Below are 25,494 nucleotides of genomic sequence, written 5' to 3'. Positions count from 1 at the left end.
GCGCAATTACAGATTGGAGCGAATAATCCGGTGGAATTAAGACAACTTCAATACTTTGTCAAGGTAGCACAAAAAGAGCACGTTACCCAGGCTGCGGAGGAACTTCATGTCGCACAGTCAGCGGTCAGCCGTCAGATTCATCAACTGGAGCAGGAGCTCGGCGTGAATTTGTTCATGCAAAAAGGGCGTAATCTCCAGCTTACCCCTGTAGGGCAGTTATTCTGCAAACGTGTAGAGACGATCCTGAAGGATTTGGAGAGGGCGGTACTGGAGGCACATGAATTTTTGGACCCGGAGCAGGGGGAGATTCGGATCGGCTTTCCGCATAGCTTGGGAATTCACCTGATTCCTTCGGTCGTGGCTTCCTTTCGCAATCGTTATCCGAATGTAAAATTCAGATTCAAGCAAGGGATGTATCCTTCACTTATTCGTGACGTATTGTCAGGGGAGGTGGATCTGGCCTTCGTCTCGCCGTTCCCGGGTAGTCATGATCAACTGGCTGGTGATATATTGCTGACAGAGGAGCTACACGCAATTCTGCCTCCGAATCATCCTCTGGCAAGCAAAGAAAGCATACAGCTGAGTGAGTTGAAGCATGAGAAATTCATCCTGTTCGGAAATGGTTACTCACTAAGGCCCATTGTCTGGGAGGCATGCCTGGAGGCAGGCTTTACTCCGGAGATTGCTTTTGAAGGGGAGGAGACGGACACCATCCGTGGTCTGGTAGCGGCAGGAATGGGCGTGAGCCTGCTGCCAGAGATGGCATTGTTCCAGACGAATCCACTGCAGCCTGCCAAGGTGCGCATTACGGAACCCAAGGTAACTCGCAGCATAGGGCTTATTTATCGAACGACTGATAAGCTCCCGCTTGTGGCCCAATCCTTCAGAACTTTCTTGCTTAGCTATTTCGGAATCCTACATTGCGACAAAACGAAAACCCCGACCGATTAACCGGTCGGGGCTTTTTGTCATGATGTGTCACTAAGAACCATTGAATAATCTAGTAATTCTGAATGCCTTGGATGCTCTACATGTTCTAGACACTCAGAATACTCAATTGTGCACTTGTTACTATTCCCGATTGTTCAAGAAAATCATGACGTACCTGATCAGCTCCAGCAGGGAGATCAGTGCAGCGGCAACATACGTAAGAGCGGCTGCGTTAAGGACTTTGGCAACACCACGTTCTTCATCGTTACGGATATATCCTTCGGATACCATAATCTCACGCGCACGATTGGATGCATTGAACTCGACAGGCAACGTGATCAGTTGAAACGCTACTGTAACACTAAAGAAGAGGATTCCAAGACCGATGAGATTGAAGGCTTGGAAGATCAATCCACCCATTAGCAAGAACGGTGCAAGGCCAGATGCAAAGTTCACGATCGGGAAAATGCGGTGACGGAGCACCAGCATCGGATAGTGTACTTTATGCTGGATAGCGTGACCTACCTCGTGGCAGGCAACGGAAATGGCCGAGATGGAACGTTCGTAATATACCGGCTCGGATAGGCGAACCACACGATTAATAGGATCGTAGTGATCCGTCAGCTTGCCGCGTACGGGCTCGATCGGAACATCATGAAGGCCGTTGCTGTCCAGCATATTACGTGCGACCTCGTAGCCGGTCAAGCCTGCCTGATTAGCGGTTGTAGCCCATTTGTTAAAGGTGCCTTTAACCCGAAACTGGGCCCATAAAGAGAACAGAAAAGCAATAATAATCAGGATAAACATCCCATCAAAATACATCTATACAGTCCTCCTTGATAAATGATGAGTGTAAATGCGCTCACATCATGGTACTTCGCTCCAAGAGATACTTCAGGGCCTCAATACAGGCTGCGCTCTGAGGCAGGAGTCCTGTAAGCACCTTGCGGGCCTGAACAGGCTTCAGCTCCTTCAACAAAGGCTGTAGCTCGTGTACCTCGCGTTCCAGCCGCTGCATGTGCATTTGCAGGCTCGTCAGCTTATCAGTGACCTCTTCTTCCCCGCAAGCTTCGTTCCATTTATGGAGCGTCTGCTTAATCTCTTCAAGACTATATTTGTCTTGCTTCATCTGATTAATACGTTCCAGTCTGACGAGGGTTTCATCATTGTACAGTCTGTAATTCTTCAATGAACGCTCTTCGGGAGTAATCAGACCGAGCTTAGTATAGTAGTCGATGGTCCGTTCACTTACAGAGGCAATTTTGGCTAGTTCGCCAATTCGGTATAGCTTCTTATCCCCATGTGTCTCACCTCGCGGTTCTGATGAATCTAAAGGCCGAATAGCTGGCCTTCTGCTGCTATTAATGATACATGATCCACAACCGTACAGTCAAACGTCATGGTATTTGCTCATGTCAGATATAGATGATTCCAAGTGCTTGGGACCAAGGTCCTGAAGTTATTTTAAAACTTTTGAAAAATTCTCTTGTCAACTTTCTTATCTTCTGCTTATAATGACAATAAGAGTTTCACGAGATGTAAAGAAAGATAACATTTAGGGGAGTGTTTTGGATGAAGAAAAATTGGTTCATCACTTTACTCGCAGCACTGATGGTTATGGCATTTCCTGTCGCTGCATTCGCAGCTGAAGAGGGTCCTTCAACTGCAGAACTGCAAGCTGGCTTGAACTCTACTTTCGTATTCATAGCCTTCATGCTTGTATTCTTCATGCAAGCGGGCTTTGCTCTATTGGAAGCTGGTTCGACTCGAATGAAGAATGCAGGGCATGTCGCTGGTCGTACGGTATTGACACTGGGAGTATCGGCTATCTCATTCTGGGCACTGGGCTTCGGGCTGGGCTTCGGAAATGACAACGGCAATGGGTTCATGGGACTGACGGGCTTCTTCCTGAGCGGTACGGATGCAGCGCCATCCTTCGACTCCCTATCTGGACTTGATATTCCGATTACAATTATGTTCTTGTTCCACTTTGCCTTTGCAGCAATCTCACTGGCAATCGCATGTGGTGGTATGGCTGAAAGAGCCAAACTCAGCGTATACATTATCTTCGGCGTACTGTTCTCCATCATTATTTATCCAATCGTAGCGCACTGGGTATGGGGCGGCGGCTGGCTGACACAAATGGAAATGCAGGACTATGCTGGCTCCACGGTAGTTCACTTGACAGGTGCTACAGCAGCACTGGTAGCTACCATTATGCTGAAGCCTCGCTTGGGCAAGTACAATAAAGATGGAAAACCTAACATTATCCCTGGTCACAATCAGGTCTACTCTATTCTTGGTGTAATTATTCTCTGGTTCGGCTGGTATGGCTTCAACCCAGGATCTGCAGTATCTGCTATGGGTGACGGATTCTTCGGGTATGTAGCATTGACAACGACCTTGGCTGCGGCTTCCGGTGCAATTGCGGCACTACTAACTTCCTGGGCTGTATTTGGCAAGGCTGATATTCCTAGCATGCTGAATGGTGTGCTGGCTGCTCTCGTAGCCATTACTGGCTCCTGTGCTTTCGTAGCTCCATGGGCGGCGGTTGTAATTGGTGCTGTGGCAGGTATTATTACTTTCTTCACAGCACAATGGGTTGAGAAAAAGCGTATTGATGATCCGATCTATGCGTTCTCTGTGCACGGTGTTGCGGGGATGTGGGGAGCAGTGTCCACTGGATTGTTCGCAACTCCGGCTCTGGTTGACATTACAGGTGTAGGCAGACCTGGTCTGTTCTATGGCGGTGGCTTCACTCAACTCGGCGTACAAGTGCTTGGTGTCGTTGGGACCTTCATCTTCGTAGTGGTTGTCACTGCAATTATCCTGGGTGCCATCAAGGCAGCTGTAGGAATCCGCGTAACTGAGGAAGAAGAGACGATGGGTCTGGATCTGAGTGAGCATGGGACTTATGGATATCCTGAGCACATGAAAATGATTAACGATTCGGAAAAACGCATGTAATCTGTAGTTAGTGGGAAGGAGGCGGACAGATGAATTCACAGGTACCTTACGACATCACTTTTCAAGCTGTGCTTGAGGCGAGTTCTGCTGCGGAACTTAGGCAGGTCCGAATTACGGAGCAGAACCGACTGAATGACATCCGTCCGTCGTTCTCCATGAAAGATTGGATGCATATCGTGAACACCTTGCATGACAAGATAGCCATAAGAGCTGTAGAACTATGTGAACAAGGGATGGTAGAGGAAGGTCTAGGCCTTCCTCCCGTCCCTTATGCCTTTATAGCCTTTGGAAGTGCCGGACGGTGTGAATCCACTTTATGGAGCGATCAGGATAACGGGATGATTATTAGTGATGAGCCTAATCCGAATAAAGAAGAATATTTCGCGCTCTTTGGTAGCAAAATCTCCAATCTGCTGGAGGGACTGGGGTATGCCAAATGTGAGGGAAAGGTCATGTGCTCTGAGCCTCTGTGGCGCAGGACGATAACGGAGTGGAAAGGGCAGTTGTCTGAGTGGGCGGGTGATTTCAGCTGGGAACCGATCCGTTATCTCATTATTGCCTCGGATATGAGGCACATATCTGGCGATGGAAGTCTGTCTCAGGAGTGGAAGCAGCAGTTCAGCGAACTGTTCAAGCAGCAGCCACGACTGCCAGAGGCTATTCTACGCAACACTGTCAAGCATAAGGCTACACTTAACGTCCTTGGCCAGATCGTGACGGAGCGATTCGGGGAGCATGCAGGAGACTTCGATATTAAATATGGTTGTTACATTCCTCTGGTTAATGCAGTCAGGTACATGGCCTTGCAGGATGGTGTGGAGGAGACATCCACATTGGGACGATTGCAGAAGCTTCGCCTGCTGGACCCAGCCAATCCGCTACTGGATTCCTGTGAACGCGCCTTTGTCATAGCTCTTCAGCTCAGGGTAAGCACACCTTACGAGAATAGAGAGGGGCTATTGTTCAGCAGTGGATATATTCCAGTCAAACAGCTAAAGCAGCGCACGCTGTGGTATGAGCTTCGAGAAAGTCTGGGCATCGTCAAGCGTCTGCACAGAGTGCTGCAACGCCAGCTTCGATTTATGGAAAGGAGAGCCACATGAAAGAGCAGGTAAGGGGCAACGGAGGTTTTTGGAGTGCTTTTAGACGCGGTGGGATGCCCTCTGCAATTGCTTCGGTTCTTGGAGCCCCTACTGCTCAGCAAATGGCGTTCATTCGTCAACTGACGAGAGAGCAGCGCCGTTCAGAATCGCTCAGGGTTCCTCTGAAGGAATTGGAGACCGTAGTATTTGATCTGGAGACAACAGGGTTCTCCGCACAGCATGGGGATGAGATTCTATCCTTTGGTGCAGTGCGAGTCGTTGGGGATACCATTGTTGAGAAAGAGCAATTCTATAGTCTTGTTAATCCGAATACGGACATTCCTCCCCATATCTCAGAGCTTACAGGCATAACCCAGGAAATGACGACAGATGCTCCAGCGTTGATTGATGCCTTACATGATTTTATGTCCTTTGTAGGAGGCAGTGTACTGGTTGCGCATGCCAGCTCACATGATAAGGCTTTTCTAAATGCGGCGTTATGGAAGACCTCCAAGGTACAGCTGACACATAGAGTTATTGATACGATGATGCTGGCGCGTTGGCTGGAGCCCCAGCCTGGCAATTATAATTTGGACGACCTGCTATTATCGAATGGCATTCCAATTCAAGGAAGACATCACGCACTAGAGGATGCACTTATGACGGCACAGCTGTGGGTGCTCTACATGCAGGAGCTCATGGAGCGTGATGTTATGAATTTGGCAGATCTTTATAATCAGCTTAGTCATGCTTAAGTGTGATTGGTTCGAGGCCAAGCTGCAGATCGGACTTGGGGATCACACTGTAGCAATTGATATGTAAGTTGGTATCAGCTTCATCAGAGGGGCCAATAATGAGATAGGCGTGTATCAGCTGACCGAAGAGCTGCAGATCCCTCAGATCACGAGGAGATGGTATAGGTGCGGATGAAGGGTGAGAATGAAATATACCCAGCATTCGGTTCTGATGCTGCATAGCAAGTCTAACCCAGGTGTGTGGCTCTAGCTCAAAGGTGTGCAGCGGGTCAGGCGCTACGTTGCGAATGGGGAGGACCTCCTCGATTTGCATGCCGCCCGCTGCATATTTTCCAAGCAACACACCGCAAATTTCTGTCGGTTGGTGCTGCTGTGCCAGGTGCTTCAGCTGTGTGAGCATAGCATGATTCATCTGCACATGCGCTAGGCGCCGTAAGTGATTTGCCATGTTGTACCCCTCTCTTTTTTTCTTGAAGGCTCCATACTTTCATAGTATGGAGTCATTTTTTTATTCAAGGAATAGGCAAAATGATGCGAGCATTCTTTCTATAATAGCATGTCGCGTATATTCTTGTATGCTCATAGGAACGGGAGAGGCTGGGCATACTAGCTGGCGATCGAAAGTATAGAGGAGAATTGTCATGCTAACAATGTGTCTGTCGATACACAATAAGGTTCCAGTTACTAAATGGTCCGTCTGTGTGTTACTCATGGGTATAAGTGCTCTAGTATTCAGTAGACCTGCAGATGCTCATCTAGCCCCGATAGCCTCAATAGCTGGGCAGTCATTCGGCGAAGTAATTAGTGATGAGCATTCGCTTGGTCGAAGTGATCCAGAGGATGCCATCCCAGCTACTGAGCTCGGTAAGAGACGACATGCTAGTGCAAAAGAAGAGGGACGCCCAGACCTAAAGGGTGAGTTGCACCAAGCTTTGGGGAGTGCTGAACCAGCTGCAGCTTTTGTGTGGGCAGGCCAACATGTTCCTGCTTTTGCGGCTCAAGGGAAGGAAGGCTTTATGCTGCAGCCTGGGCAACAGGCTCCGTCCTTTCAGTTAGAAGGAATTAATGGGGACAGCTACTCTCTCACAAATAAACCTGTTAAGCCTGTGCTGATTAATTTCTGGGCTTCTTGGTGTGATCCTTGTCGACTTGAGGCTCCGATTCTGAATCGCCTGTACGATCAATATCATTCCAGGCTGGAGATCTTTGGGGTGAATGCCACAAAGTATGACCGCCAAAAGGATGCAAAGCAATTTGTCGCGTCTCTGGGCCTAAAATATCCGATATTAATGGATCAAAAGGGTGATGTTTTCAGCGTGTACAAGGGGATGGCCTTCCCGATGAGTATTCTTGTCGGTACGGATGGCCGGGTTAAAGAGGTCATGCTGGGTATGTTCCATGAGGAGGAGCTGGAGGCTAGAATTCTAAAGGTGTTAGATGCTGAGAAACAGCTAGTACCTTGACCGTGATCAAATGGGATGGAGAAAAAACAAGCCGAGAAAGCAAGGTACGTTCCTTGCCTCTCGGCTTGTTGATTGTATGTCACACAACTGCTACGGTCACAATTACACGGACAGTCCATAATTACAACGCTGACATTGACCTAATGTAGAGATAGGCTATTAGTGATTAACTATACCGCGCTTGTGGACGGACAGGTTCCCATCTTCGACTTCAGTAAGCTCTTCAGCCAGCAACGCATGACGGAAGCTGTCCACCAGCGCCTCCCAGCTCGCTTCGATGACATTCCCTGATACGCCGACTGTACTCCAGGCGTGCTCATAATTTTTGGATTCAATTAATACGCGTACCTTGGCTGCTGTGGCATCATTCTCATCCAGAACACGCACCTTATAGTCAGACAGGTGCATCTCGCGAAGAGAAGGGAAATATTGAACCAATGCTTTACGCAGTGCGTTATCCAGTGCATTTACGGGTCCGTTACCTTCTGCGGCAGTGTAAACGCTGGTTCCTCCAACATTCAGCTTGACGAACGCTTCAGAGACTGTTGGCCGGCCAGCAGACTTTTCCACCAGCATCTTGAAGGATTCGAAGGCGAACAGCTCCTTGACCTCTCCATTAGCTTCACGAATTAGCAGCTCCAATGATGCATCTGCCCCTTCGAACTGGTAGCCCTGATGCTCCAGGTCCTTGATCCGGTCAATGACGCCCCGAGTATCCGGACTGGTCGGGTCCAGTTCAATGCCCATGTCCTTCGCTTTGGACAGAATATTGCTCTGACCAGCCAGCTCGGATACGAGGATTCGCTGCTTATTCCCGACTAATTCAGGTGCAATGTGCTCATAGGTACGGGAGTCGCGCATAATGGCGGATACATGAATACCTCCCTTGTGAGCAAAAGAGGCATTACCGACGTAAGGCTGGTTCACAGGCATGTTCACATTTGCGACTTCGCTGATGTAACGAGCCGTGTTGGTGAGCTGCTTCAAACGCTCCTCCGGGATACAGTCATAGCCAAGCTTGAGCTGCAGATTCGGAATGACAGAGCACAGATTTGCATTTCCACAACGTTCACCCAGACCATTGATGGTTCCCTGTACCTGTCTGGCCCCTGCTTGCACGGCACTTAGCGTGTTGGCTACAGCAAGCTCACAGTCATTGTGAGTATGCACGCCCAGATGAGCAGTCGTGAGCTGTCCAGTCAGCTTGGTTACGATGTCATGTACCTCATGAGGCATGGTGCCTCCGTTGGTATCACACATAACGACCCAGTCAGCTCCAGCTTCCTCAGCCTTCTTCATAACTGCTGCTGCATATTCTGGATTGTGCTTGAAGCCATCAAAAAAATGCTCCGCATCGAAAATGACCTCCATGCCTCCTTGCTTCAGAAAGGCGATAGAATCATAAATCATGGCCAAATTCTCCTCCAGGGTGGTCTGAAGGGCGGTGTGCACGTGGAAATCCCAGGATTTGCCGACCAAGGTGGCGACTTGTGCCCCCGACTCCAGAATCCGTTGAAGATTGGCATCCTGTGCTGCTATGCTGTCCTTGCGACGTGTGCTTCCAAAGGCGACAATTTTGGCATCCAGTCGGAGTTCCTGAACTCGTTTGAAAAATTCAATGTCTTTACTGTTGCTTCCCGGAATTCCGCCCTCAATATAATGAACACCGAGTTCGTTGAGCTTCTTGGCAATCTTCAGTTTGTCGTCAGCCGAGAGGCTGATGCCCTCCCCTTGTGTTCCGTCACGTAGGGTGGTGTCAAAAATAGAAATAACCCTTGACATCATGTTCCTCCTTGGAGATTGGCATGCAGCAGATCGCGTGGAAAATTCTGCTGTACAGCGTTTGTGTGTTAAAGAATTTTATAATTTTCGATTATACCAAGTAATTACGGAAAGTGTAACATAAATTCAGTAATTTAGGGGGACAATGCTCAGAAGATTGTGTACAATAGTGCTTATGGGAACAAAGTGCGAACAGGTGCAAGTTCAGAAACTGACAATAAAGAAGGGATGCATGTGAGGAACGTCAGCGATTATTATCCCAAGGACGGACGGGTCATCCTGCATGTTGATATGAACGCTTTTTATTGCTCTGTGCACGCCGCAGAGGAGCCTGAGGTCTATAAAGGACGGCCTACGGCGGTTGCTGGCAGCAGCGAGCTGCGCAGGGGGATTATCGTTACCTGCTCATATGAGGCCCGCAAATACGGCGTTACTACAGGTATGGTCGTGCGAGAGGCGCTGCGACTCTGTCCTCAGCTCACGCTGATCAGGCCGAACTTCCAGCTCTACCGCCAGTATTCCAAGGCATTTATGAATATAGCCTACGCCTACACCCCGCTGCTGGAGGCTACGTCTATTGATGAATGCTATCTGGATATCAGCGGCTCAAGCCAGTTCGGCACGCCAGTTCAGATTGCTGAGGCGATGCAGCAGCGAATCCAGGATGAGCTGGGCCTTCCTTGCTCTATAGGTATTGCACCTAACAAGCTGCTGGCCAAGATGGGCTCAGATATGAAGAAGCCTAATGGGATTACCATTCTTAGGCTGCGGGATGTGCCTCATGTTCTGTGGCCATTACCATGCTCACAGCTGTTCGGGATTGGACGCAAGACGGCTGACAAGCTACTGCGCATGAATATCCGTACGATCGGAGAGCTGGCGGCAGCCGAGGAGAAGCTGCTCATCGAGCAGTTCGGGGTGAATGGATCGTGGATGAAGCTTGCGTCTAATGGAATAAGCCATTCTCCCGTGAACCCGGTTCGCGAGCCGAATAAATCCATTGGGCATGCGACGACACTTCCGCAGGATGTCAACAAACCTGAGGATATTCGGAGAATACTGCTGAACATTAGTGATCAGGTAGCTCGCCGCTTGCGAAGACAGGGACTGCTTGCAGGCGGAGTCCAACTCACGATGCGTACACCTGAGATGAAGACCTATACGCGATCGCATATGCTGGAGACCCACACCGAGGATGCGGAGCAGATCTATAAGGAGGCCTGCAGGCTGTACCAGCAGCATTGGAATAGCGACAAGCCCGTTCGTCTTCTCGGAATTACTCTCCAGCAGCTGATTCCCAAGGAGGAGGCAGCCGTACAGCTTGACCTATTTAGCTATGATAAGGCCCCTAAGAAAGAGAGTCTCATCAAGGTGATGGATACGTTAAGGGACAAATTCGGAGAGAGCGCCGTGCTTACCGCTGGTATGCTGGGAGATGATCCATCCGTGCTGCTGCGTAATCCGAAGCTGCGAGGAACCTCGCTGCAGAAGGACAATCTGGAGACACCAGGATAAGGTTTGTACAGAAATCAATTGAATTTATAAGTCTATTGTATTAGAATGTTGTAGATAGAGTGTTCAAAAATAGTTAGATTGCCGGACCGGCATCGCACGGAGCAATGTGGATCTGGCTTTATTTATAGGAGGAAGAGAGCTATGGCTAAGTACACTTGGGTAGAGAAGGATACCTGTATTGCTTGCGGCGCTTGTGGCGCTACTGCACCAGACATTTATGACTATGATGATGAAGGTCTGGCAGAGGTAATTTTCAATGGCGATGAGAATAGAGGCGTAATCGCTATTGATGAAGACATGTATGATGATATGCAGGATGCATGCGATGGCTGCCCTACAGATTCCATCAAGATTGCTGACGAGCCTTTCAACAAATAAGAGCTTAACTGCTCATTATGATCAGTGTGTAAGGATAAAGACATCTTTTGCCGGGCGGCGAGGGGTGTCTTTTTGCTTATGGAAATTCAGACGCTTGTGACCGATATACTGATATACAGGATATCAATACGAATAGGAAAGTTATCTGCATACATAGCATATCTAAGCCTGAAGTGGTCGTGGAGGTCGATTATGAACAATCCGTCTGAGTTGAAAGCGTATGTAAAAAAGCATCCTGACAATAAAATGGGATGGTATCTGCTGGGGAAGGAATATGAGCGCAGTGGGCAGACCGGGAAGGCCAATTATTGCTTCAATCGGTCGGGAGAAGTATTCGAGGCCTTCGAGCGTAAGCAGGTTCCGGCTGACGTCCTGCTGGATTATCAGACCAAGCTGGAAGAGATGGCCAAGGATAAGGCTCGAAAGCATACCCGTTATCGTAAAATGCTGGTGGCGTGTATCCTGCTGCTGCTCATGCTCATTCCGTCATCTTATGCGCCTGGTCTTGCTCGATTCCTGAGCGAGACAGCCTTAACGGCGGAGAGCGGATCAACCCGTCCGAATGATACGGAAGAAGCAGTGCCTGCGGGAGCAACATCAGGGGGGAAGGGAGGAGCCGGCGCTGGATTGGATATGCCTGCTGAGGCGTTCACAGCTATCAATTCGGCCAAAGGAAAGGATGGCGCTCGCATCATCAGTCTGCTGAAGAGGCAAGGCTCGCTGCCGGAGCAGACCATTGTCCTTGGTATGAGAGAAGACAGTGGCTGGCTCCTCTGGGATCGACAGCTGAAGCCTGCTGTCACATTAACCAAGGCGGGTGAGGGACGGACTGAGGTTCAGTCCTATGACCCGGAGCAATGCAGCTGTGAGCCACCCTCCCCTTCCATATCTACTGCGAAGGTAGCTGCCTGGTCAGTTGGACAGGAGGAGCTTGCGGTGCTAAGCAGTGCGATGATGGCATATCGAACAAAGCACGGTAAGTTGCCCGAAAGTGTTGGTGAGATGATGGGTGATTTTCCAAATAACCTGTTATACGGAACTACACCTGCAATGGAGAAGGCTTTCAAGCCGATCTATCAGCAGTTGGCTGCACGGGAGCAGAAGCCGGGGGGAGCAGTCCAGCCTGATGGAGATGCGCTCAAGCATCCCACGCTCGCTGCGACGCTTGACGCACAACCTTTCTTTGATGAACCGCTACGTATCGTCGTGGATAAGTCCAAGCATCGGTTAGCTGTCGTTAGCGGGGACGTACTGATCAGGAATTACAGGGTTGGTCTGGGAGGAGACAAGACACCAGAGGGAACATTCGTCATCTCCGATAAGGTTGTCAACCCAAACGGAAAATCGAACGGGGAGTTCGGAAGCAGAGGCATGCAGCTCTCGGATACGAATTATGCCATCCATGGTACGAATGAGCCGGATAGCATCGGGAAGGATGAATCACTCGGATGTATCCGCATGACCAAGGCGGATGTAGAGGAGCTATTTGCACTTGTACCAGCCGGTACGTCAGTTGAGATTTTGCAAGGGGCGGGGCTGCCCGATGAGGTGCGTGCCCCCGAAATCCGGTACACCAGCAAACCGATGGGTGACCAGACTAACCCCCGCAAGGTCTATCACTGGCTTCACTGAACAGCGCGATTAGCCAACAGTATAACGATAACGATTAACAACACGAGCCCGACGAAGCTGGCCGCAGTCCACATGATGGCCTTGCGGTTCACTTCCTCCTTTTTCTTCTGCATGGTAGGTGGCTTGCGTTTCACAGACATCGGATACCCTTCTTTCTTGTGATAGGTCAATATAACATCATTGTAAACGCTTTGCAGACAGGCTTTCAACAACGAACCTGTGAATTACAGTGATTGAAATGACTTTCTTTTTCCATTAGAAAAAGCTAAACTGTTTCTTAGAAGTCTTGTTCCCGTGGGGAGTAAGACGGATTAGAACGGAGTGGATGAGTTGCTGTATCAAAATTTTGCGAAACCCTTCTTTTTTAAAATGGACCCCGAACGGGCCCATCATGTAGTGATGGATGGCATGAGGCAAGCTGCACGGCTGCCTGGCGGAACATCTTTGCTGCGAGCGATGTACGGTGTCAAAGAAACAAACGATATGGCTCAGGAGCTGTGGGGACTGCATTTCCCCAATCCCATCGGCCTTGCGGCAGGTTTGGACAAGAATGCCGAGGCGGTGGAGGGCTTCTCCTCGATTGGCTTCGGATTTATGGAGGTAGGTACAGTAACTCCGCTTGCACAGCCTGGCAATGAGCTACCTCGCCTGTTCCGTTTGCCACCGGATCGTGCACTGATTAACCGTATGGGCTTCAATAACGAAGGGACCCAGCAGATGGCCAGCAGACTGTCGGCGTTGCACGAACATAGAATCCCCGTAGCCGCGAATATCGGCAAAAATAAGATGACCCCCAACGATGAGGCATATAAGGATTATGAGAAATGTATTTCCTCATTATACCCGTATGCTGATTTTTTTGTGGTCAATATCAGTTCTCCGAATACACCGGATCTGCGCAAGCTGCAGCATGGTGATGATTTGAGCATTTTGCTGCAAGCCGTGAAGAAGCAGATGAATGTCGAAGCTGAGCGCCACGGCAAGTCGAAGGCGGTATTGGTCAAGATCGCGCCGGATGTCACTGACGAGGAGCTTGAGTATATGACTGCGGCGATCATGGACAGTGGTGTAGACGGAATCATCGCTACGAATACGACGATCTCCAGAGATGGACTCACGCATCCCAATGCCAAGGAGACTGGCGGTCTGAGTGGCATTCCAGTGAAAGAGCGCTCAACAGAGGTCATTCGCAAGGTGTATCGCCAGACGGGGGGCAAGATGCCCATTATTGGCGTCGGTGGTGTATTCGATAGTCAGGATGCATACGATAAAATAAGAGCAGGGGCAAGCCTAGTCGAGATCTACACAGCTCTGATCTATGAGGGTCCGGGAGTGAACGCTGCAATCATCAGCGGGCTACGTGAGCTGCTGCGACGTGACGGTTATTCTCATATCCGCGAGGCGGTGGGAGCTGATCACAGCTAGGCTGGAAGGATAGACAGGAGGCAAGGAGATTTATGGACGGAAGAGATTGGGGAACATTTTTGCTCCCGTACGAGCAGACCGTCGAAGAGCTGAAGGTGAAGTTCAAGACGATGCGTGCGGAATTGAAAAAGCGTGAGGAGTATGCACCGATTGAATTTGTAACCGGTCGCGTGAAGAAAATCTCCAGTATTCTGGACAAGGCCGAACGATTGCAGGTGCCGCTTGATCAGATTGAGCAGGGCATTGAGGATATAGCGGGGATCCGGATTATGTGCCAATTCGCGGAGGATATTCGCAGAGTAGCTGAATATATCCGGCGGCGTAAGGACCTTACTGTCCTCTACGAGAAGGATTACATCACCAATTATAAAGAGAGTGGCTACCGCAGCTTCCATATGATTATCAAGTACCCGGTACAGACTGCGCTAGGGCAGAAGATTGTGCTGGCTGAAATTCAGATCCGCACCCTCGCTATGAACTTCTGGGCTACCATCGAGCATTCACTTAGCTACAAATATAGAGAGAGCTTGCCTGAAGAGATGAGACAGCGTCTGAAGAAGGCGGCTGAGGCAGCCTTTATACTCGATAATGAAATGTCAGCTATTCGACTGGAGATTCTAGATGCACAGAAGGCGTTCGAGGATGATGCGAATATCGTCTCCAAAGTGCTTGCCGTCATGCACAGGCTGTATTTCCATCACAAGGTGAGTGAAGCGATCGAAGCACAGCAACGCTTCAATGAGCTGTGGGTGCAGCGTGATATGGACGGAATGAAGAAGCTGTTCGATGACATTCGGGAGATGCTGGATCAGGGGAAAAATGAAGAGGAACGGGACGAGGTATAGCCATGCCTGCTACATATGATCGACTGTATCTTGCTTATCTGACCTACTTCAATCGTGATCATGATTATTTCGAATGCCATGAAGTGATGGAGGAGCTGTGGCTAAAGCAAGATCGTGACCCCGTCCTTAAGGGCCTGCTTCAAGTCGCTGTCGGTTTGTTTCATTATCGGAATGGGAACATCCGCGGTGGTCTCATGATGCTGCAGAGCGCATGTGAGAAGCTTCGCAAGGCGTCCCCAGAGATATCAGCTGGCTTGGGCATTGATCTGATTCGGCTCTTATCTGATGTTCAGCGCTATATAGCACAGCTGGAACTTCTTGGCTCACGACTGGAGGCACAGGCTGCCTATGAGGATATGGAGATTCATATTACCGATGAGCACCTACAGCACCAGCTTGATTCTTTAGCCTCCTCGATTCAAGTCAACATCCCGCAGCAGCGTGTTCGACAGCGTGGGCCCAAGCATGAGGAGCGTCTGCAGGTACTCGCTAGCAGGGAGTCCAAGAGCGCTGAGGCGAACAGAAAGAGTCAGTCATAGGGCTACGCAGATCGAGCCTAGTCAGGCATTCAGTACAAAAAAAGACCGATTCAAGGCTGGGTAGCCCATTACGGGGCTGTCCTTGTGAGCCTTGTCGGTCTTTTTGAAGTCTTTAACGAGTCTTGCTTGAGAGGATACCATCTTGGAATTATGCCTTAAGGTTAACGGATGCTTGGATGAATGAATCAGGACCCTGCGGGCTTATGCTTCGCAAAGAATTCCTTGAAGTCCTCTAGCTGGTAGCCGTTATCGCCGGCTGTCTCTTGCAGACCACCTACCATGCGTTCTTTTTCAACGCCATTTTCATAATAGACAAGCGTAGGGGTGTACTCGATCTTGTATTGATTCCAGCCTTCTTCGAATTCCCGAAGATTATACTGGGGCAGATCTATGCCAGCATCCTTGGCCAATGGCATGAGCTCAGGAGTGGTCACACGACAATGCGGGCAATCTGAGGCAAAGAAGTACACAAAGAAGCTCTCTTTGTTATCAATTTTGCTCTTCATTGCTGCAGGGAGGATAATATTCTGGTAATTCGGATCGTTCAAAATCTCGCGGGTAGCTGGGTTCATGGAAGATACGGACTTGCCGTATAGTTCATTCTTGGTTCCGGAGTTCAGCCCGATCAGTAAGCCGATCAGTATCGCTAGTACCGCAAAAAAGCTGATAACAGGCACAAGCTTCTTATTCTTAGATTTCAATACAATCTCTCCTATCTGGCTTGTATATTGTATATGTCAACAATGACGATCTCATTATACAACATTACAGGCTGTAGTGAAACAAGCATCCGAAATTATAGATGGAACTAGACAAATGAACAGTGCATGATGGAGATTTGAGATTCCGAATGATATATTAGAGCATGTGTAACTTTTGCTAACAACCAATATTCATATCACCAAGAACAGGATGATTACATTATGGGCGTACAGCTCCCATCAACATTTATAGAGAGAATGCATCGGCTACTGGGCAAGGAATTCGATGACTTTATGTCCACCTATGACCATACCCCTCATGCAGGCCTGCGGGTCAATGAACTTAAAATTTCCCTGGATGAATTCGCGAAGCTGGCTCCGTTCGAGCTTAGACCCATCCCGTGGTGTGAGACGGGGTTCTATGTGCCTTATGGGATTAAGCCGGGGCTACACCCTTATTATCATACAGGACTGTATTACATTCAGGAGCCAAGCGCCATGGCCCCGGTTGAACTGTTGGGTGTTAAGGAGCATGATCGGGTGCTGGATCTATGTGCTGCTCCTGGAGGTAAATCTACCCAGATTGCAGCGAAGCTTCGAGGGACAGGTGTGCTGGTGACGAATGACATCCATGCGGATCGCACCAAGGCGCTTGCCAAAAATATTGAGCTATACGGCGTGCGCAATGCGGTTGTTCTGAACGAACAGCCAGAGCGGATCGCTGCGGCATTTCCGGCTTTTTTTGATAAAATCCTGATCGATGCTCCTTGCTCGGGTGAAGGAATGTATCGTAAGGATGAGGATATGGTGAAAAGCACTGTCACAATTGCGGATTGTGTCATCATGCAGCGTGATATTCTCCATTGGGCAGCGAACATGCTGGCGCCTGGAGGGACGATGGTCTATTCGACTTGCACCTTTGCGCCTGAAGAGAACGAAATGATGATTGCGGAGTTTTTAAATACGCATCCAGACTACAGCATCGTTGCGGTACCGCTGCGGCACGGATTTGCTCCAGGCAGACCCGATTGGATACCAGGAAGCGATCAGAGTGCTGGAGGTGCATTGGCTGGCACGGTCAGATTATGGCCGCATCGGCTGGAGGGTGAAGGACACTATGCTGCTGTGTTGCGCCGTAATGGAGATGCAGAAGCTTCACCTGAGACTCCAGGGACGATGGAAGCATCCTCGATACTCGATTTGTCAGATCATGCTGGATTGGAAGCTGAGTCTGACATATCCGGTATGCCAGGCTCAGCTATAGACTCAAAATCAAGGTCAACAGGGCATCTGTCCATTGCTGCACAGTCTGCACGGGGCTCCGAGGATTCTATGCCGGTCCGCAAGGGTAAAGGTGGACCTGCCCGTCATGGAACACGAGCAGAGCTGGAGCGAGGGCAGAGCAGGCATGGGCGAAGCCGAGGCACGGCAAGTTCCAAGCAGCGTAGTAGCTCAGGAACGGGCCAACGATCGGGCCAACGATCGGGTCGAGAAAGGGAACAGGCATCACTCACTTCCTATGATGAGTTCGTACAAGAGCAGCTACATGTGACCCTTCAAGGCGAGACGATTATGTATGGTGACCGCATCTATCAGTCTCCCTTGTCTTCTGCCCGACTGGAGGGCCTCAAGGTAGTCCGACCAGGCTGGTACATGGGTAAGCTGAAGAATGGTCGCTTCGTGCCCTCACAGCCGCTAGCAGCGGCTCTTCATTCGCAGGAGGCGATTCGGGTTATTACACTGGATTCCCGTCAGCCGGAGGCTGTACGCTACCTTAAGGGAGAGACACTGGAGATACCAGCTGACCGGATAACCTATCCTCACGGGAATGAGCGAGGTAGCAAGGGCTATACGCTGATCTGCATAGATGGCTATTCAGTAGGCTGGGGTAAATGGCAGAACGGCATGTTAAAGAATGAATATCCTTCCGGCTGGAGGTGGACCTCAGTATGAGTGGGTTAGACAATAACAAGGGAGATATACAAGGAAGTACCTCGCGGGACCCGAAGGGCAAGCAGACCCAACGTCTGGATAAAATATTGAGCCATATGGGGATCGGTACTCGCACAGAGATCAAAAGAATGGTTAAGCAGGGTGCCGTGACTGTGAATGGGGCAGTGGTCAAGGATAGTGGGATGCAGGTGCATCCTGTGAACGATCAGATCGAGGCTGCCGGGCAGATCGTCCGATTCAAAGAATTCATCTATCTGATGCTGCACAAGCCGCCAGGCGTAGTCTCGGCTACAGAGGACTTGCGGGAGCAGACAGTAGTGGATCTGCTGGCGGAGGAGGACCGACAGTTTTCACCTTTTCCTGTAGGGAGACTCGACAAGGATACAGAGGGTCTGCTTCTGCTCACTAATGATGGCAAGCTTGCTCATGAGCTGCTATCACCCAAGCGTCATGTCCCGAAGAGATATGAAGCCACTGTACGAGGGGATGTAAATGCAGAGGACATTACTCGATTCAGCGAAGGGGTGACTCTTGACGACGGCTATGTAACGATGCCTGCCGAATTGACCATTCTTAGACAAGAGCAGGGTGAAGATTCTGACTCTGTCATATCATATATAGGGCTCATCATTCATGAAGGGAAATTCCATCAGGTGAAGCGAATGTTCGAGGCTGTAGGCAAGAAGGTAATCTATCTGAAAAGGACAGATATGGGCTCGCTTCACCTTGACCCCACTTTGCCTATCGGCTCTTATCGGGAGCTGACGGATGCTGAATTAAGTCTACTGCAGCGAGAAGAAGCTACGGCAGATTAGGTGGATGGGCCAGAGAGAGAGCTTCCAAGATGGATGAACTATCTATGCGATCGAAAAAAACACATAACAGGGTTATAGCCCTGTCATGTGTCGTAGTCCTTTCGGCAGACGGTTCTTGAGCTGTCCTCCGCTTGCTTTGGCCCAGCCCAAAGGGATACCGTCAGCGCTGACGAGTACCCAGCCTTGAAGCGGCAGGTCTGTATTCAGCGTCTCGCCCTTCAGATAGGCTTGGACCTGCTCAGATGAAGCAGATAGCATGCAATGCTGAGCAGCTTGCTCTGGAAGAAGTGCCAGAGCCAAAGCGTGTGCAGGCTCGAAGCGCCCTTTCTTAGCCTCACCGAGATGTAAGCCAGGTCGTGGAAGCTTGAGCCCCTTCATCTCCGCGTCGTGCAATCGGATTCCAGCTCCGTCGGGAAGGTAGTAGAGCGATTCACCGAACAGTAGCGGACGACCAGGACCCAAGGTGAAATCCTTCAATGCTTCAGCTGCCCAGTCCTGGTAAGCCCGCCATGCATGCTCAAGCTCCCGGCTCCCCATGCGGCTGTCATGCTTTTTCGCCTTTGTCGGACGGCTATGCCGCTCACGATCCTCTCCTGACTGGGAGGGCTCGTCAGACCGTTTGTGGAGTACAGCAACGAAGTGACCCTCCCCGCGTTCCAGATGCGGCCAGACTCTTTCTGTACGGAGCAGCTCCATATCTGGATATTCCGATACGAGCCAATCCATCATTCCCTCATTTTCAGTCCGGTTAAAGGTACAGGTAGAATAGGCAAGCGTGCCCCCGGGCTTAAGCAGTCGGTGTACCTCGTGTAAAATATCCTGCTGGCGAGATGCGCACATCTCTACTAGCCCCGGATTCCAATCTCTAACGGCATCAGGGTCCTTACGGAACATCCCTTCTCCAGAGCAGGGGGCGTCTAGCATAATCCGATCAAAGCTGCCGGCAAAGCGAGCTGACAAGCCTTCAGGCGTGCTGCTGGTGACGATGACATTCGCCAGTCCCATTCGCTCTACGTTCTCTGCCAATACTTTGGCTCGCGCCGGGTGGATCTCGTTGGAGACGAGCAGACCATGACCACCAAGCTTGGCAGCAATATGTGTCGTCTTTCCTCCAGGAGCAGCAGCCATATCGAGCACAGTCTCGCCGGGCTGAGGGTCAAGCAGCTCTACGGCAGACATGGCGGACGGCTCCTGAATATAGTAAAGTCCTCCTGTATGATACGGATGCTTGCCTGGACGAACAGGCTCCTGATAGTAATAGCCTTCAGAGCACCAAGACACCGGAACTAACTGCCATTCCTGAATGAGCTGTTCACGCAGTTCGGGCGTTATTTTTGCAGGGTTCAGGCGTATTCCCTGTGCCCTTGGCTGATGGTAGCTATCGAGAAAAGCAGGAGCCTCACTACCTAGCAGCTCTGTGATTTGCTGTATATAAGCGCCAGGAAGCGGCGGCTTGTCTATATTCATTTCCATTTACTCCTTTATGATCTACATTTAATCCCATACAACCCATGCAATTTCATACAACCCATACAATTCTATACGAATTCATGCATCTGTAGTTCGATCAGCTATCGAATCGTCTTATAGTCTGTTACTTTATTTTTGCCTGTCGTCTTGGAGTGATACATGGCCGTATCGGCCTGATGCACCAGTTCATCTGGCGTCACCCCACTCTTGATAACACTATAACCAACACTGATGGTGACGATGCTCTCTGCTTCTACCCGGGCACGAATACGCTCAGCGACAGCCCCGGGCTTCGCCTTCTTATCAACAATCATGGCAAGAAGCTCTTCTCCGCCGTAGCGGCCAGGAATACCGATATCCTCGGTCTCCTCAGTAATAATCTCAGCGACTTGCTTCAGCACCTCGTCAGCACGGGCATGGCCTTCCGTATCATTGAGCTTCTTGAAATTATCAATATCGCAGAAGATAACCGCTAGTCTCACGCCTTCCTCAGCATAACGCTTCAAGCGCATACCAAAGTATTTTCGGTTGAACAGACCTGTTAAGCCGTCCGTAATCGAGGTGCGATAGATGTGCTGGAGCAACTCTACGATTCGTTGGAACAAAATGAGGAATAGGACCAGATAATAGAACACCCGCAGATGCTGCATATGTACAATGATGGCAGGAGGAACGGTAAGCTGTGCCCAGGTATCAGCGATGACCCACAGTGCATAGATCAGCAGACTGATCAGGTATTTTCCTTGTTGTCCGATTCGTGGCATAATCCATAGTAGCCCCCATACGATGACCAGCAGACGGTGGATTTGACTAAAGATCAGCAGCCCAGGGTCCTTCCAGCTGGCAGGTATTGATGGAAGCAGGACACATAGAACAGGTGGTACTAGTAGCAGCACAATAAAGGTGCTAAAGGTCCAGAAGAATTTTGCGTTCGACTTCCGGTACAACTGATAGACGGCCCCATTAATCAACAGGAAGGCGAGCGACTCCAGCACAGCGATCCATGAGGAATCATAGCGTGAGGATAGGCTTGTTGCCGAGTAGAGATGGCAGCTCTCATAAGCAATCACAAACAGCCCTGCTGCAATAAAGTACAAATAGGCTTTTTTTCGCTGCTTGCCGTACATCATTATACACATACACAACATGATGAATAGAATACATAGACCGGCAACAGCCGCAATGACGGGTGGAAGCCACACGGACATGGCCCACGGAGTAGATAACAGCTTCACGAATTCACGGCTCCCACGTGCGTTACACGCAATAAAAGTACAGCATATTCCATAAAACCTGCTGAGGATCGACGCCGGGTGTTGGCGAACGCAATTCCTCAGGTTCTATTGCTTGGCTCGTTCCAATCCGATACAATTAATTGTATTTATGCCGATCCGGAGAACTGCTGTCTGGATTTCCAATATATCATGTTTTCAGAAGCTATGAAAAGTCAATATAGACGGCTACAGCTGGATATTTTGGAGCATAACGCTCCGGTTTCCAGCATTGCTTGAAAGGGGAAGCACGTCATGAAATTGCTACAAGCACTCTTTTTCCCTCCCGAGCAGCCGGGGGGCGTATCATCCATGATTCCTTATTTGCAGGAACGATTCACGGCTCCTCGCTGGGAGATGGAGCTCTTCTCATTGCCAAAAAGAATCCGCAACAAAGGTCAGGAAGAGGTACAATTCGATACGTTCGATTGGACGGAATTCGCTGACAGTGCGATTGTCCAGAAGTACATCCAGACCTACCGTGATTATTTGTGGTGGACGAAATTGCGTATTCATACTCCATATGATCTGGTTCATGCCCATCATCCCATTGCGGGCTTGGCCATGAAAGCAGTGTTCCCGGATACCCCTTTAATTCAGACGATACACTCCTCCTATGAGCGGGAGCTGATCTTGAACGGAAAGATTGTGGAAGGGGGGCCTGAGCATCAATTCCTTATCTCGATCTATCGTGAGCTGGAGCGCAAGACGGATCGAATGCTGACCGTGTCCGGCTCCTTTCGTAATTATATGAGTCCTTATGTAGATCATCATGAGCGAATTCAGATTATACCGAACGGCTATGATGAACGGCGTTTCAAACCGATTCCTCACGAAAATGATGTGGCCCAACTAATTACAGTATGCCGACTTGTGCCCGCAAAGGGCATTGATACGCTGCTAAAGGCCTGTGCGGAGCTGAAAAAGCGGGGAGTCGACTACGTATTGCACATTATCGGGGATGGTCCTATTCGCCCGGAGCTTGAGCAAATGGCGCAGGACCTTGGTATATATAATGAGACCATCTTCTACGGCTATACCCTGCACCCGGAGGAATTCATGCCTTTCTTCGATATCTTCGTGCTCCCGTCACGTGCAGAGGCATTTGGATCTGTATTTGCCGAGGCTGCACTAAGCTGTCTTGCGCTTGTCGGAACCAATGTAGGCGGTATTCCAGAGCAGATTGAGGATGGGATCAATGGCCTCCTCGTACCCCCAGAGGATGAGGTAGCTCTGGCAGAGGCGATGGAGAAGGTCATCGTTGATCCGTCCTATCGTTATGAACTGGCCCGTTCAGCCTGTGAGAAGGCCAAGAGCAATTATTCGCTCAGTCGGGCCGTCCATGAATTGAAGAAGCTGTATCTAGAGTTCAATGAATAGCTGATGGAGCGAAAAAATGAAAATCCAACTTAGGTTCCCGTAGGCTTGATTGGTGGCTTGGTATCTGGCTCGTGGGTACGGATGACGGACGGCTGGCTATTCGGTGTAACTGTCTGTAGCGGAGGTCTTTTATAGCCATTCTTGATTAGCGTCAGTGCCCACACAAGGCTCAGGGAACCGAAAATAGGATACAGTACCGATAGCAATGAGCTGAAACCGAATTGGCTGATGAGATAGCAGGTACACATAATGCTTAGAGTGATCAGACGTGGGTGCATTGACAGATGATGCTGAAGCTGGAGGGTAAGACCATATATATCCGCAACGAACGTGCTGAAGATCTCCATAAATATCATGGTGATGTATAGCAACTGAATAGCGGTCCCTAATTGAACAGCTACATTCCCCATGGGAATCTCGAATTGCTGAATACCTGGCATTTGAGCTGACATGGCGAAATGAGCGGACATCAGCATCAGTCCCACGCCAAGCCCACCGATTAGCCCGCCCTTAATGATGGTGGAACGCGAAGCTGTCTGTGCGCCAAGAGGCACCAGCACGGCTTGCGCCATCGCAAGATTGAACGAGGTGTAGAGTAGCGGCGACAGCAGACCTTTCAATAAGGGCTCATCCGAGGTCAAGGTAATGAAACGATCAGCACCAGGTGCCTTGATTGTACTGAAGATCAATAGAAGTGATAGAATCATCATAATGGGGACGACAATGGAATTGATCTGTAATATGGAACGCATCCCTTTTCCCAGTAGCAGATAGGTGCCCAGAAGTGTGATCAGCAGTCCAATCTGGTAATGCATATTCAAGTGCTCTACAAATACAGAGCCAGAGCCGGCCAGCATGACACTGTTCACACCCAGAATAATAATTAGCGTAAATAGGCTGATCCATTTCCCGGCCTTTGGTCCGAATAGGTGCTTGTTCAAATCTTCGTAGGAATGTGCCGATATATCATGTGCAATGAGCATCATCCGGGTCCCAAGCCAAATAAAGGCCATCGTGGCGATCAGGATGGTGAAGGTTGCAACGCGGCCGTACTGTGTAAAGAACTGGAGGATTTCCTGTCCGGTGGCAAACCCCGCACCGACAATAGTGCCTATATACGTGAATGCAATTTGAAGAACATGGATATCCCGTCTCATTCCTTTCCTCCCTTTCCTCCCTGCACAGGCTGTGGATGAGCCTACGCTTCTTTATAGGGTATGTCCAGGGAGAATGGGACATGACTCGAAGTTATGGAATGGCCATACGCAGCAAGTGTACAGATCAAGTAGTGACAGGAGTTATGCACAATGGGTTCGATCGTTTCTTTTATTTTAACTTATGGATATGCTGCGATGTTTGGGCTGCTTGCCTTGGGAGTCGCTGGCGTACCTGTTCCGGATGAGGTCATCATGATTGCCTTCGGAGGGCTGGTGTCACAAGGGTATTATAATTTTTCGGCAGCACTTATCGTTACTTTTTGCGGCAGTATGACCGGAATGCTGTTCAGTTATGCCTTGGGAAGGTTCTTAGGAAAGCCGTTGCTTCACAAATATGGCAAATGGGTTCGTCTGACACCCAAGAAGATTGCGGTGTCCGAGAACTGGTTCGGACGTTATGGTACATGGGGAATTTTGTTTGGTTATTTTGTACCCGGCCTTCGGCACCTATCCTCTTATCTGGCGGGGACGACCCGTCTTAAATTCTCATCGTATCTGTTGTATGCTACCCTAGGCGCACTGATCTGGTGCACCACGTTTCTATGGGTGGGACATGCTGTCGGCCTGCATTGGGAACAGGTGGCATTGGTCATGGATAAGGTCACCCGTAAGATGGGAGTAGCCGTTATTCTACTCATGATGATTGGTGCATTCATTCCTTGGGCATGGAAAAAATATAAATTAAAAAGCCAAGGCGATTCCCAAGCTTGATGCGGGAAGCGAACTATGGTACTTTTACGGCATAGGATAGGGCTTGGGAGGTCATTGACATGGAAGTATTGAAGAAGCGTATATTGGAAGAAGGGGTTGTGGCATCAGAGCAGGTGCTGAAGCTGGATGGCCTGCTGAATCATCAGGTGGACCCTGAGCTGACCATGGAGATGGGCCGGGAATTTGCTAGACGCTTCCGTGAGGAGGGGATTACACGTGTGGTCACAGTCGAATCCTCCGGTATTGCTGTGGCCTTCGCGACTGCGCTAGAGCTGGGAGTTCCGCTGGTATTTGCCCGCCGTAAGAAGACGCTGCTGGCTGATCCCGATGCATTATGCGAGCGGGTGCCTTCCTTCACGAAGGGAATTGTAACGGATATTATGCTGTCTAGACAGTACATTCATGAAGATGATCGAATACTGTTCATTGATGACATTATTGCCAATGGAGATGCAGCACGAGGCATGGTAAAGATCATCGAGCGCTCAGGTGCTAGTCTAATTGGATTTGGTGTTGTCGTGGAGAAATGCTTCCAATCCGGTGCGCAGTCTATTCGGGAGCAAGGCATTCGTGTGGAGCCGCTTGTTCAGATATCCTCCTTGGCAGACGGTAAGGTTACGTTCATAGAATAGACGAAATAGATGGTATCCAGCAGGCCTAATT

25 protein-coding genes are annotated in these 25,494 nt (G+C 49.7%); 16 read left to right on the top strand and 9 right to left on the bottom strand.

Going from position 1 to position 25,494, the window contains the following annotated elements; translation table 11 throughout:
* Window positions 1-30 precede the first annotated feature (30 nt).
* Window positions 31-951 (top strand): LysR family transcriptional regulator, encoded by a 921-nt coding sequence (locus D328_RS0115355; RefSeq protein ID WP_018885908.1) that lies wholly within the window; start codon window positions 31-33, stop codon window positions 949-951.
* A 120-nt stretch (window positions 952-1,071) separates the two neighbouring features.
* On the opposite strand, the gene D328_RS0115350 is transcribed toward D328_RS0115355, so the two are convergent.
* Window positions 1,072-1,752, bottom strand: coding sequence for a zinc metallopeptidase (locus D328_RS0115350; RefSeq protein ID WP_018885907.1), 681 nt, complete (start codon window positions 1,750-1,752; stop codon window positions 1,072-1,074).
* 40 nt (window positions 1,753-1,792) lie between these two features.
* A complete protein-coding gene (locus D328_RS0115345) occupies window positions 1,793-2,272 on the bottom strand; it encodes a MerR family transcriptional regulator (RefSeq protein WP_033413083.1) in 480 nt (159 codons plus the stop codon).
* Between the two features lie 230 nt (window positions 2,273-2,502).
* On the opposite strand from D328_RS0115345, the gene D328_RS0115340 reads away from it, so the two are divergent.
* Genes D328_RS0115340 through D328_RS0115330 form a run of 3 tightly spaced genes read left to right on the top strand, consistent with a single transcriptional unit; the run spans window position 2,503 to window position 5,734 of the window.
* Window positions 2,503-3,897, top strand: coding sequence for an ammonium transporter (locus D328_RS0115340; protein WP_018885905.1), 1,395 nt, complete (start codon window positions 2,503-2,505; stop codon window positions 3,895-3,897).
* Window positions 3,898-3,926: 29 nt separating this feature from the next.
* Window positions 3,927-5,000 carry a DUF294 nucleotidyltransferase-like domain-containing protein gene (locus D328_RS0115335; protein ID WP_018885904.1) on the top strand — a complete coding sequence of 358 codons (1,074 nt, stop codon included), beginning with the start codon at window positions 3,927-3,929 and terminating at the stop codon, window positions 4,998-5,000.
* Complete coding sequence (locus D328_RS0115330) at window positions 4,997-5,734, top strand: exonuclease domain-containing protein (protein ID WP_018885903.1); 738 nt, start codon at window positions 4,997-4,999, stop codon at window positions 5,732-5,734. The genes D328_RS0115335 and D328_RS0115330 overlap by 4 nt, the downstream gene beginning before the upstream one ends.
* On the opposite strand, the gene D328_RS30330 is transcribed toward D328_RS0115330, so the two are convergent.
* The gene (locus tag D328_RS30330; protein WP_018885902.1) at window positions 5,721-6,182 is read right to left on the bottom strand and encodes a M67 family metallopeptidase; all 462 of its coding nucleotides are present in this window, start codon (window positions 6,180-6,182) and stop codon (window positions 5,721-5,723) included. The genes D328_RS0115330 and D328_RS30330 overlap by 14 nt on opposite strands.
* Before the next feature lie 193 nt (window positions 6,183-6,375).
* Here D328_RS30330 and D328_RS30325 point away from each other — a divergent pair, with 193 nt between their 5' ends.
* Window positions 6,376-7,197, top strand: coding sequence for a TlpA family protein disulfide reductase (locus D328_RS30325; protein WP_018885901.1), 822 nt, complete (start codon window positions 6,376-6,378; stop codon window positions 7,195-7,197).
* A 159-nt stretch (window positions 7,198-7,356) separates the two neighbouring features.
* On the opposite strand, the gene cimA is transcribed toward D328_RS30325, so the two are convergent.
* Window positions 7,357-8,979: a citramalate synthase gene (gene cimA, locus D328_RS0115315; protein WP_018885900.1), complete on the bottom strand. Its 1,623-nt coding sequence runs from the start codon at window positions 8,977-8,979 to the stop codon at window positions 7,357-7,359.
* Window positions 8,980-9,213: 234 nt separating this feature from the next.
* On the opposite strand from cimA, the gene D328_RS0115310 reads away from it, so the two are divergent.
* The 3 genes from D328_RS0115310 to D328_RS0115300 all read left to right on the top strand — a co-directional run bounded on the left by D328_RS0115310 (window position 9,214) and on the right by D328_RS0115300 (window position 12,504).
* Window positions 9,214-10,494, top strand: coding sequence for a DNA polymerase IV (locus D328_RS0115310; RefSeq protein ID WP_018885899.1), 1,281 nt, complete (start codon window positions 9,214-9,216; stop codon window positions 10,492-10,494).
* 141 nt (window positions 10,495-10,635) lie between these two features.
* Complete coding sequence (locus D328_RS0115305; RefSeq protein WP_018885898.1) at window positions 10,636-10,872, top strand: ferredoxin; 237 nt, start codon at window positions 10,636-10,638, stop codon at window positions 10,870-10,872.
* A gap of 192 nt (window positions 10,873-11,064) precedes the next feature.
* On the top strand, window positions 11,065-12,504 hold the full coding sequence (locus tag D328_RS0115300; protein ID WP_018885897.1) for a L,D-transpeptidase: 1,440 nt from the start codon (window positions 11,065-11,067) through the stop codon (window positions 12,502-12,504).
* Here the strand turns inward: D328_RS0115300 and D328_RS31255 are convergent.
* On the bottom strand, window positions 12,498-12,644 hold the full coding sequence (locus D328_RS31255; protein WP_018885896.1) for a hypothetical protein: 147 nt from the start codon (window positions 12,642-12,644) through the stop codon (window positions 12,498-12,500). The two genes, D328_RS0115300 and D328_RS31255, sit on opposite strands and share 7 nt — an antisense overlap.
* Window positions 12,645-12,834: 190 nt before the next feature.
* Here D328_RS31255 and D328_RS0115290 point away from each other — a divergent pair, with 190 nt between their 5' ends.
* The 3 genes from D328_RS0115290 to D328_RS0115280 are packed head-to-tail and all read left to right on the top strand — an operon-like array spanning window position 12,835 to window position 15,313.
* The gene (locus D328_RS0115290) at window positions 12,835-13,929 is read left to right on the top strand and encodes a quinone-dependent dihydroorotate dehydrogenase (RefSeq protein ID WP_018885895.1); all 1,095 of its coding nucleotides are present in this window, start codon (window positions 12,835-12,837) and stop codon (window positions 13,927-13,929) included.
* 32 nt (window positions 13,930-13,961) lie between these two features.
* Window positions 13,962-14,774 (top strand): GTP pyrophosphokinase, encoded by an 813-nt coding sequence (locus D328_RS0115285; RefSeq protein WP_018885894.1) that lies wholly within the window; start codon window positions 13,962-13,964, stop codon window positions 14,772-14,774.
* A gap of 2 nt (window positions 14,775-14,776) precedes the next feature.
* Window positions 14,777-15,313, top strand: a complete 537-nt coding sequence (locus tag D328_RS0115280; protein ID WP_018885893.1) for a DUF309 domain-containing protein — start codon at window positions 14,777-14,779, stop codon at window positions 15,311-15,313.
* A 185-nt stretch (window positions 15,314-15,498) separates the two neighbouring features.
* Here D328_RS0115280 and D328_RS0115275 read toward each other — a convergent pair whose 3' ends face one another.
* Window positions 15,499-16,014 (bottom strand): thioredoxin family protein, encoded by a 516-nt coding sequence (locus tag D328_RS0115275; RefSeq protein ID WP_018885892.1) that lies wholly within the window; start codon window positions 16,012-16,014, stop codon window positions 15,499-15,501.
* A gap of 222 nt (window positions 16,015-16,236) precedes the next feature.
* On the opposite strand from D328_RS0115275, the gene D328_RS0115270 reads away from it, so the two are divergent.
* Window positions 16,237-17,967 (top strand): RsmB/NOP family class I SAM-dependent RNA methyltransferase, encoded by a 1,731-nt coding sequence (locus tag D328_RS0115270; protein WP_018885891.1) that lies wholly within the window; start codon window positions 16,237-16,239, stop codon window positions 17,965-17,967.
* A complete protein-coding gene (locus D328_RS0115265) occupies window positions 17,964-18,782 on the top strand; it encodes a pseudouridine synthase (RefSeq protein ID WP_018885890.1) in 819 nt (272 codons plus the stop codon). Before D328_RS0115270 ends, D328_RS0115265 begins: the two co-directional genes overlap by 4 nt.
* Before the next feature lie 72 nt (window positions 18,783-18,854).
* On the opposite strand, the gene D328_RS0115260 is transcribed toward D328_RS0115265, so the two are convergent.
* Entirely contained in the window at window positions 18,855-20,249 is a 1,395-nt protein-coding gene (locus D328_RS0115260; protein WP_018885889.1) for an RsmF rRNA methyltransferase first C-terminal domain-containing protein, read from the bottom strand.
* A 104-nt stretch (window positions 20,250-20,353) separates the two neighbouring features.
* Window positions 20,354-21,487 (bottom strand): GGDEF domain-containing protein, encoded by a 1,134-nt coding sequence (locus D328_RS0115255; RefSeq protein WP_018885888.1) that lies wholly within the window; start codon window positions 21,485-21,487, stop codon window positions 20,354-20,356.
* A gap of 291 nt (window positions 21,488-21,778) precedes the next feature.
* On the opposite strand from D328_RS0115255, the gene D328_RS0115245 reads away from it, so the two are divergent.
* On the top strand, window positions 21,779-22,903 hold the full coding sequence (locus D328_RS0115245) for a glycosyltransferase family 4 protein (protein WP_018885886.1): 1,125 nt from the start codon (window positions 21,779-21,781) through the stop codon (window positions 22,901-22,903).
* Window positions 22,904-22,932: 29 nt separating this feature from the next.
* Here D328_RS0115245 and D328_RS0115240 read toward each other — a convergent pair whose 3' ends face one another.
* Window positions 22,933-24,060, bottom strand: a complete 1,128-nt coding sequence (locus tag D328_RS0115240) for a YkvI family membrane protein (RefSeq protein WP_018885885.1) — start codon at window positions 24,058-24,060, stop codon at window positions 22,933-22,935.
* 150 nt (window positions 24,061-24,210) lie between these two features.
* Between D328_RS0115240 and D328_RS0115235 the strand changes: the two genes are divergently transcribed.
* On the top strand, window positions 24,211-24,831 hold the full coding sequence (locus D328_RS0115235) for a DedA family protein (RefSeq protein WP_018885884.1): 621 nt from the start codon (window positions 24,211-24,213) through the stop codon (window positions 24,829-24,831).
* A 59-nt stretch (window positions 24,832-24,890) separates the two neighbouring features.
* Window positions 24,891-25,463, top strand: coding sequence for a xanthine phosphoribosyltransferase (locus D328_RS0115230; RefSeq protein ID WP_018885883.1), 573 nt, complete (start codon window positions 24,891-24,893; stop codon window positions 25,461-25,463).
* Window positions 25,464-25,494 lie beyond the last annotated feature (31 nt).

It is taken from the genome of Paenibacillus massiliensis 2301065 = DSM 16942 (assembly GCF_000377505.1).
Classification (GTDB): Bacteria; Bacillota; Bacilli; order Paenibacillales; family Paenibacillaceae; genus Paenibacillus; species Paenibacillus massiliensis.
This window is presented reverse-complemented; position numbering and strand designations above follow the sequence as displayed.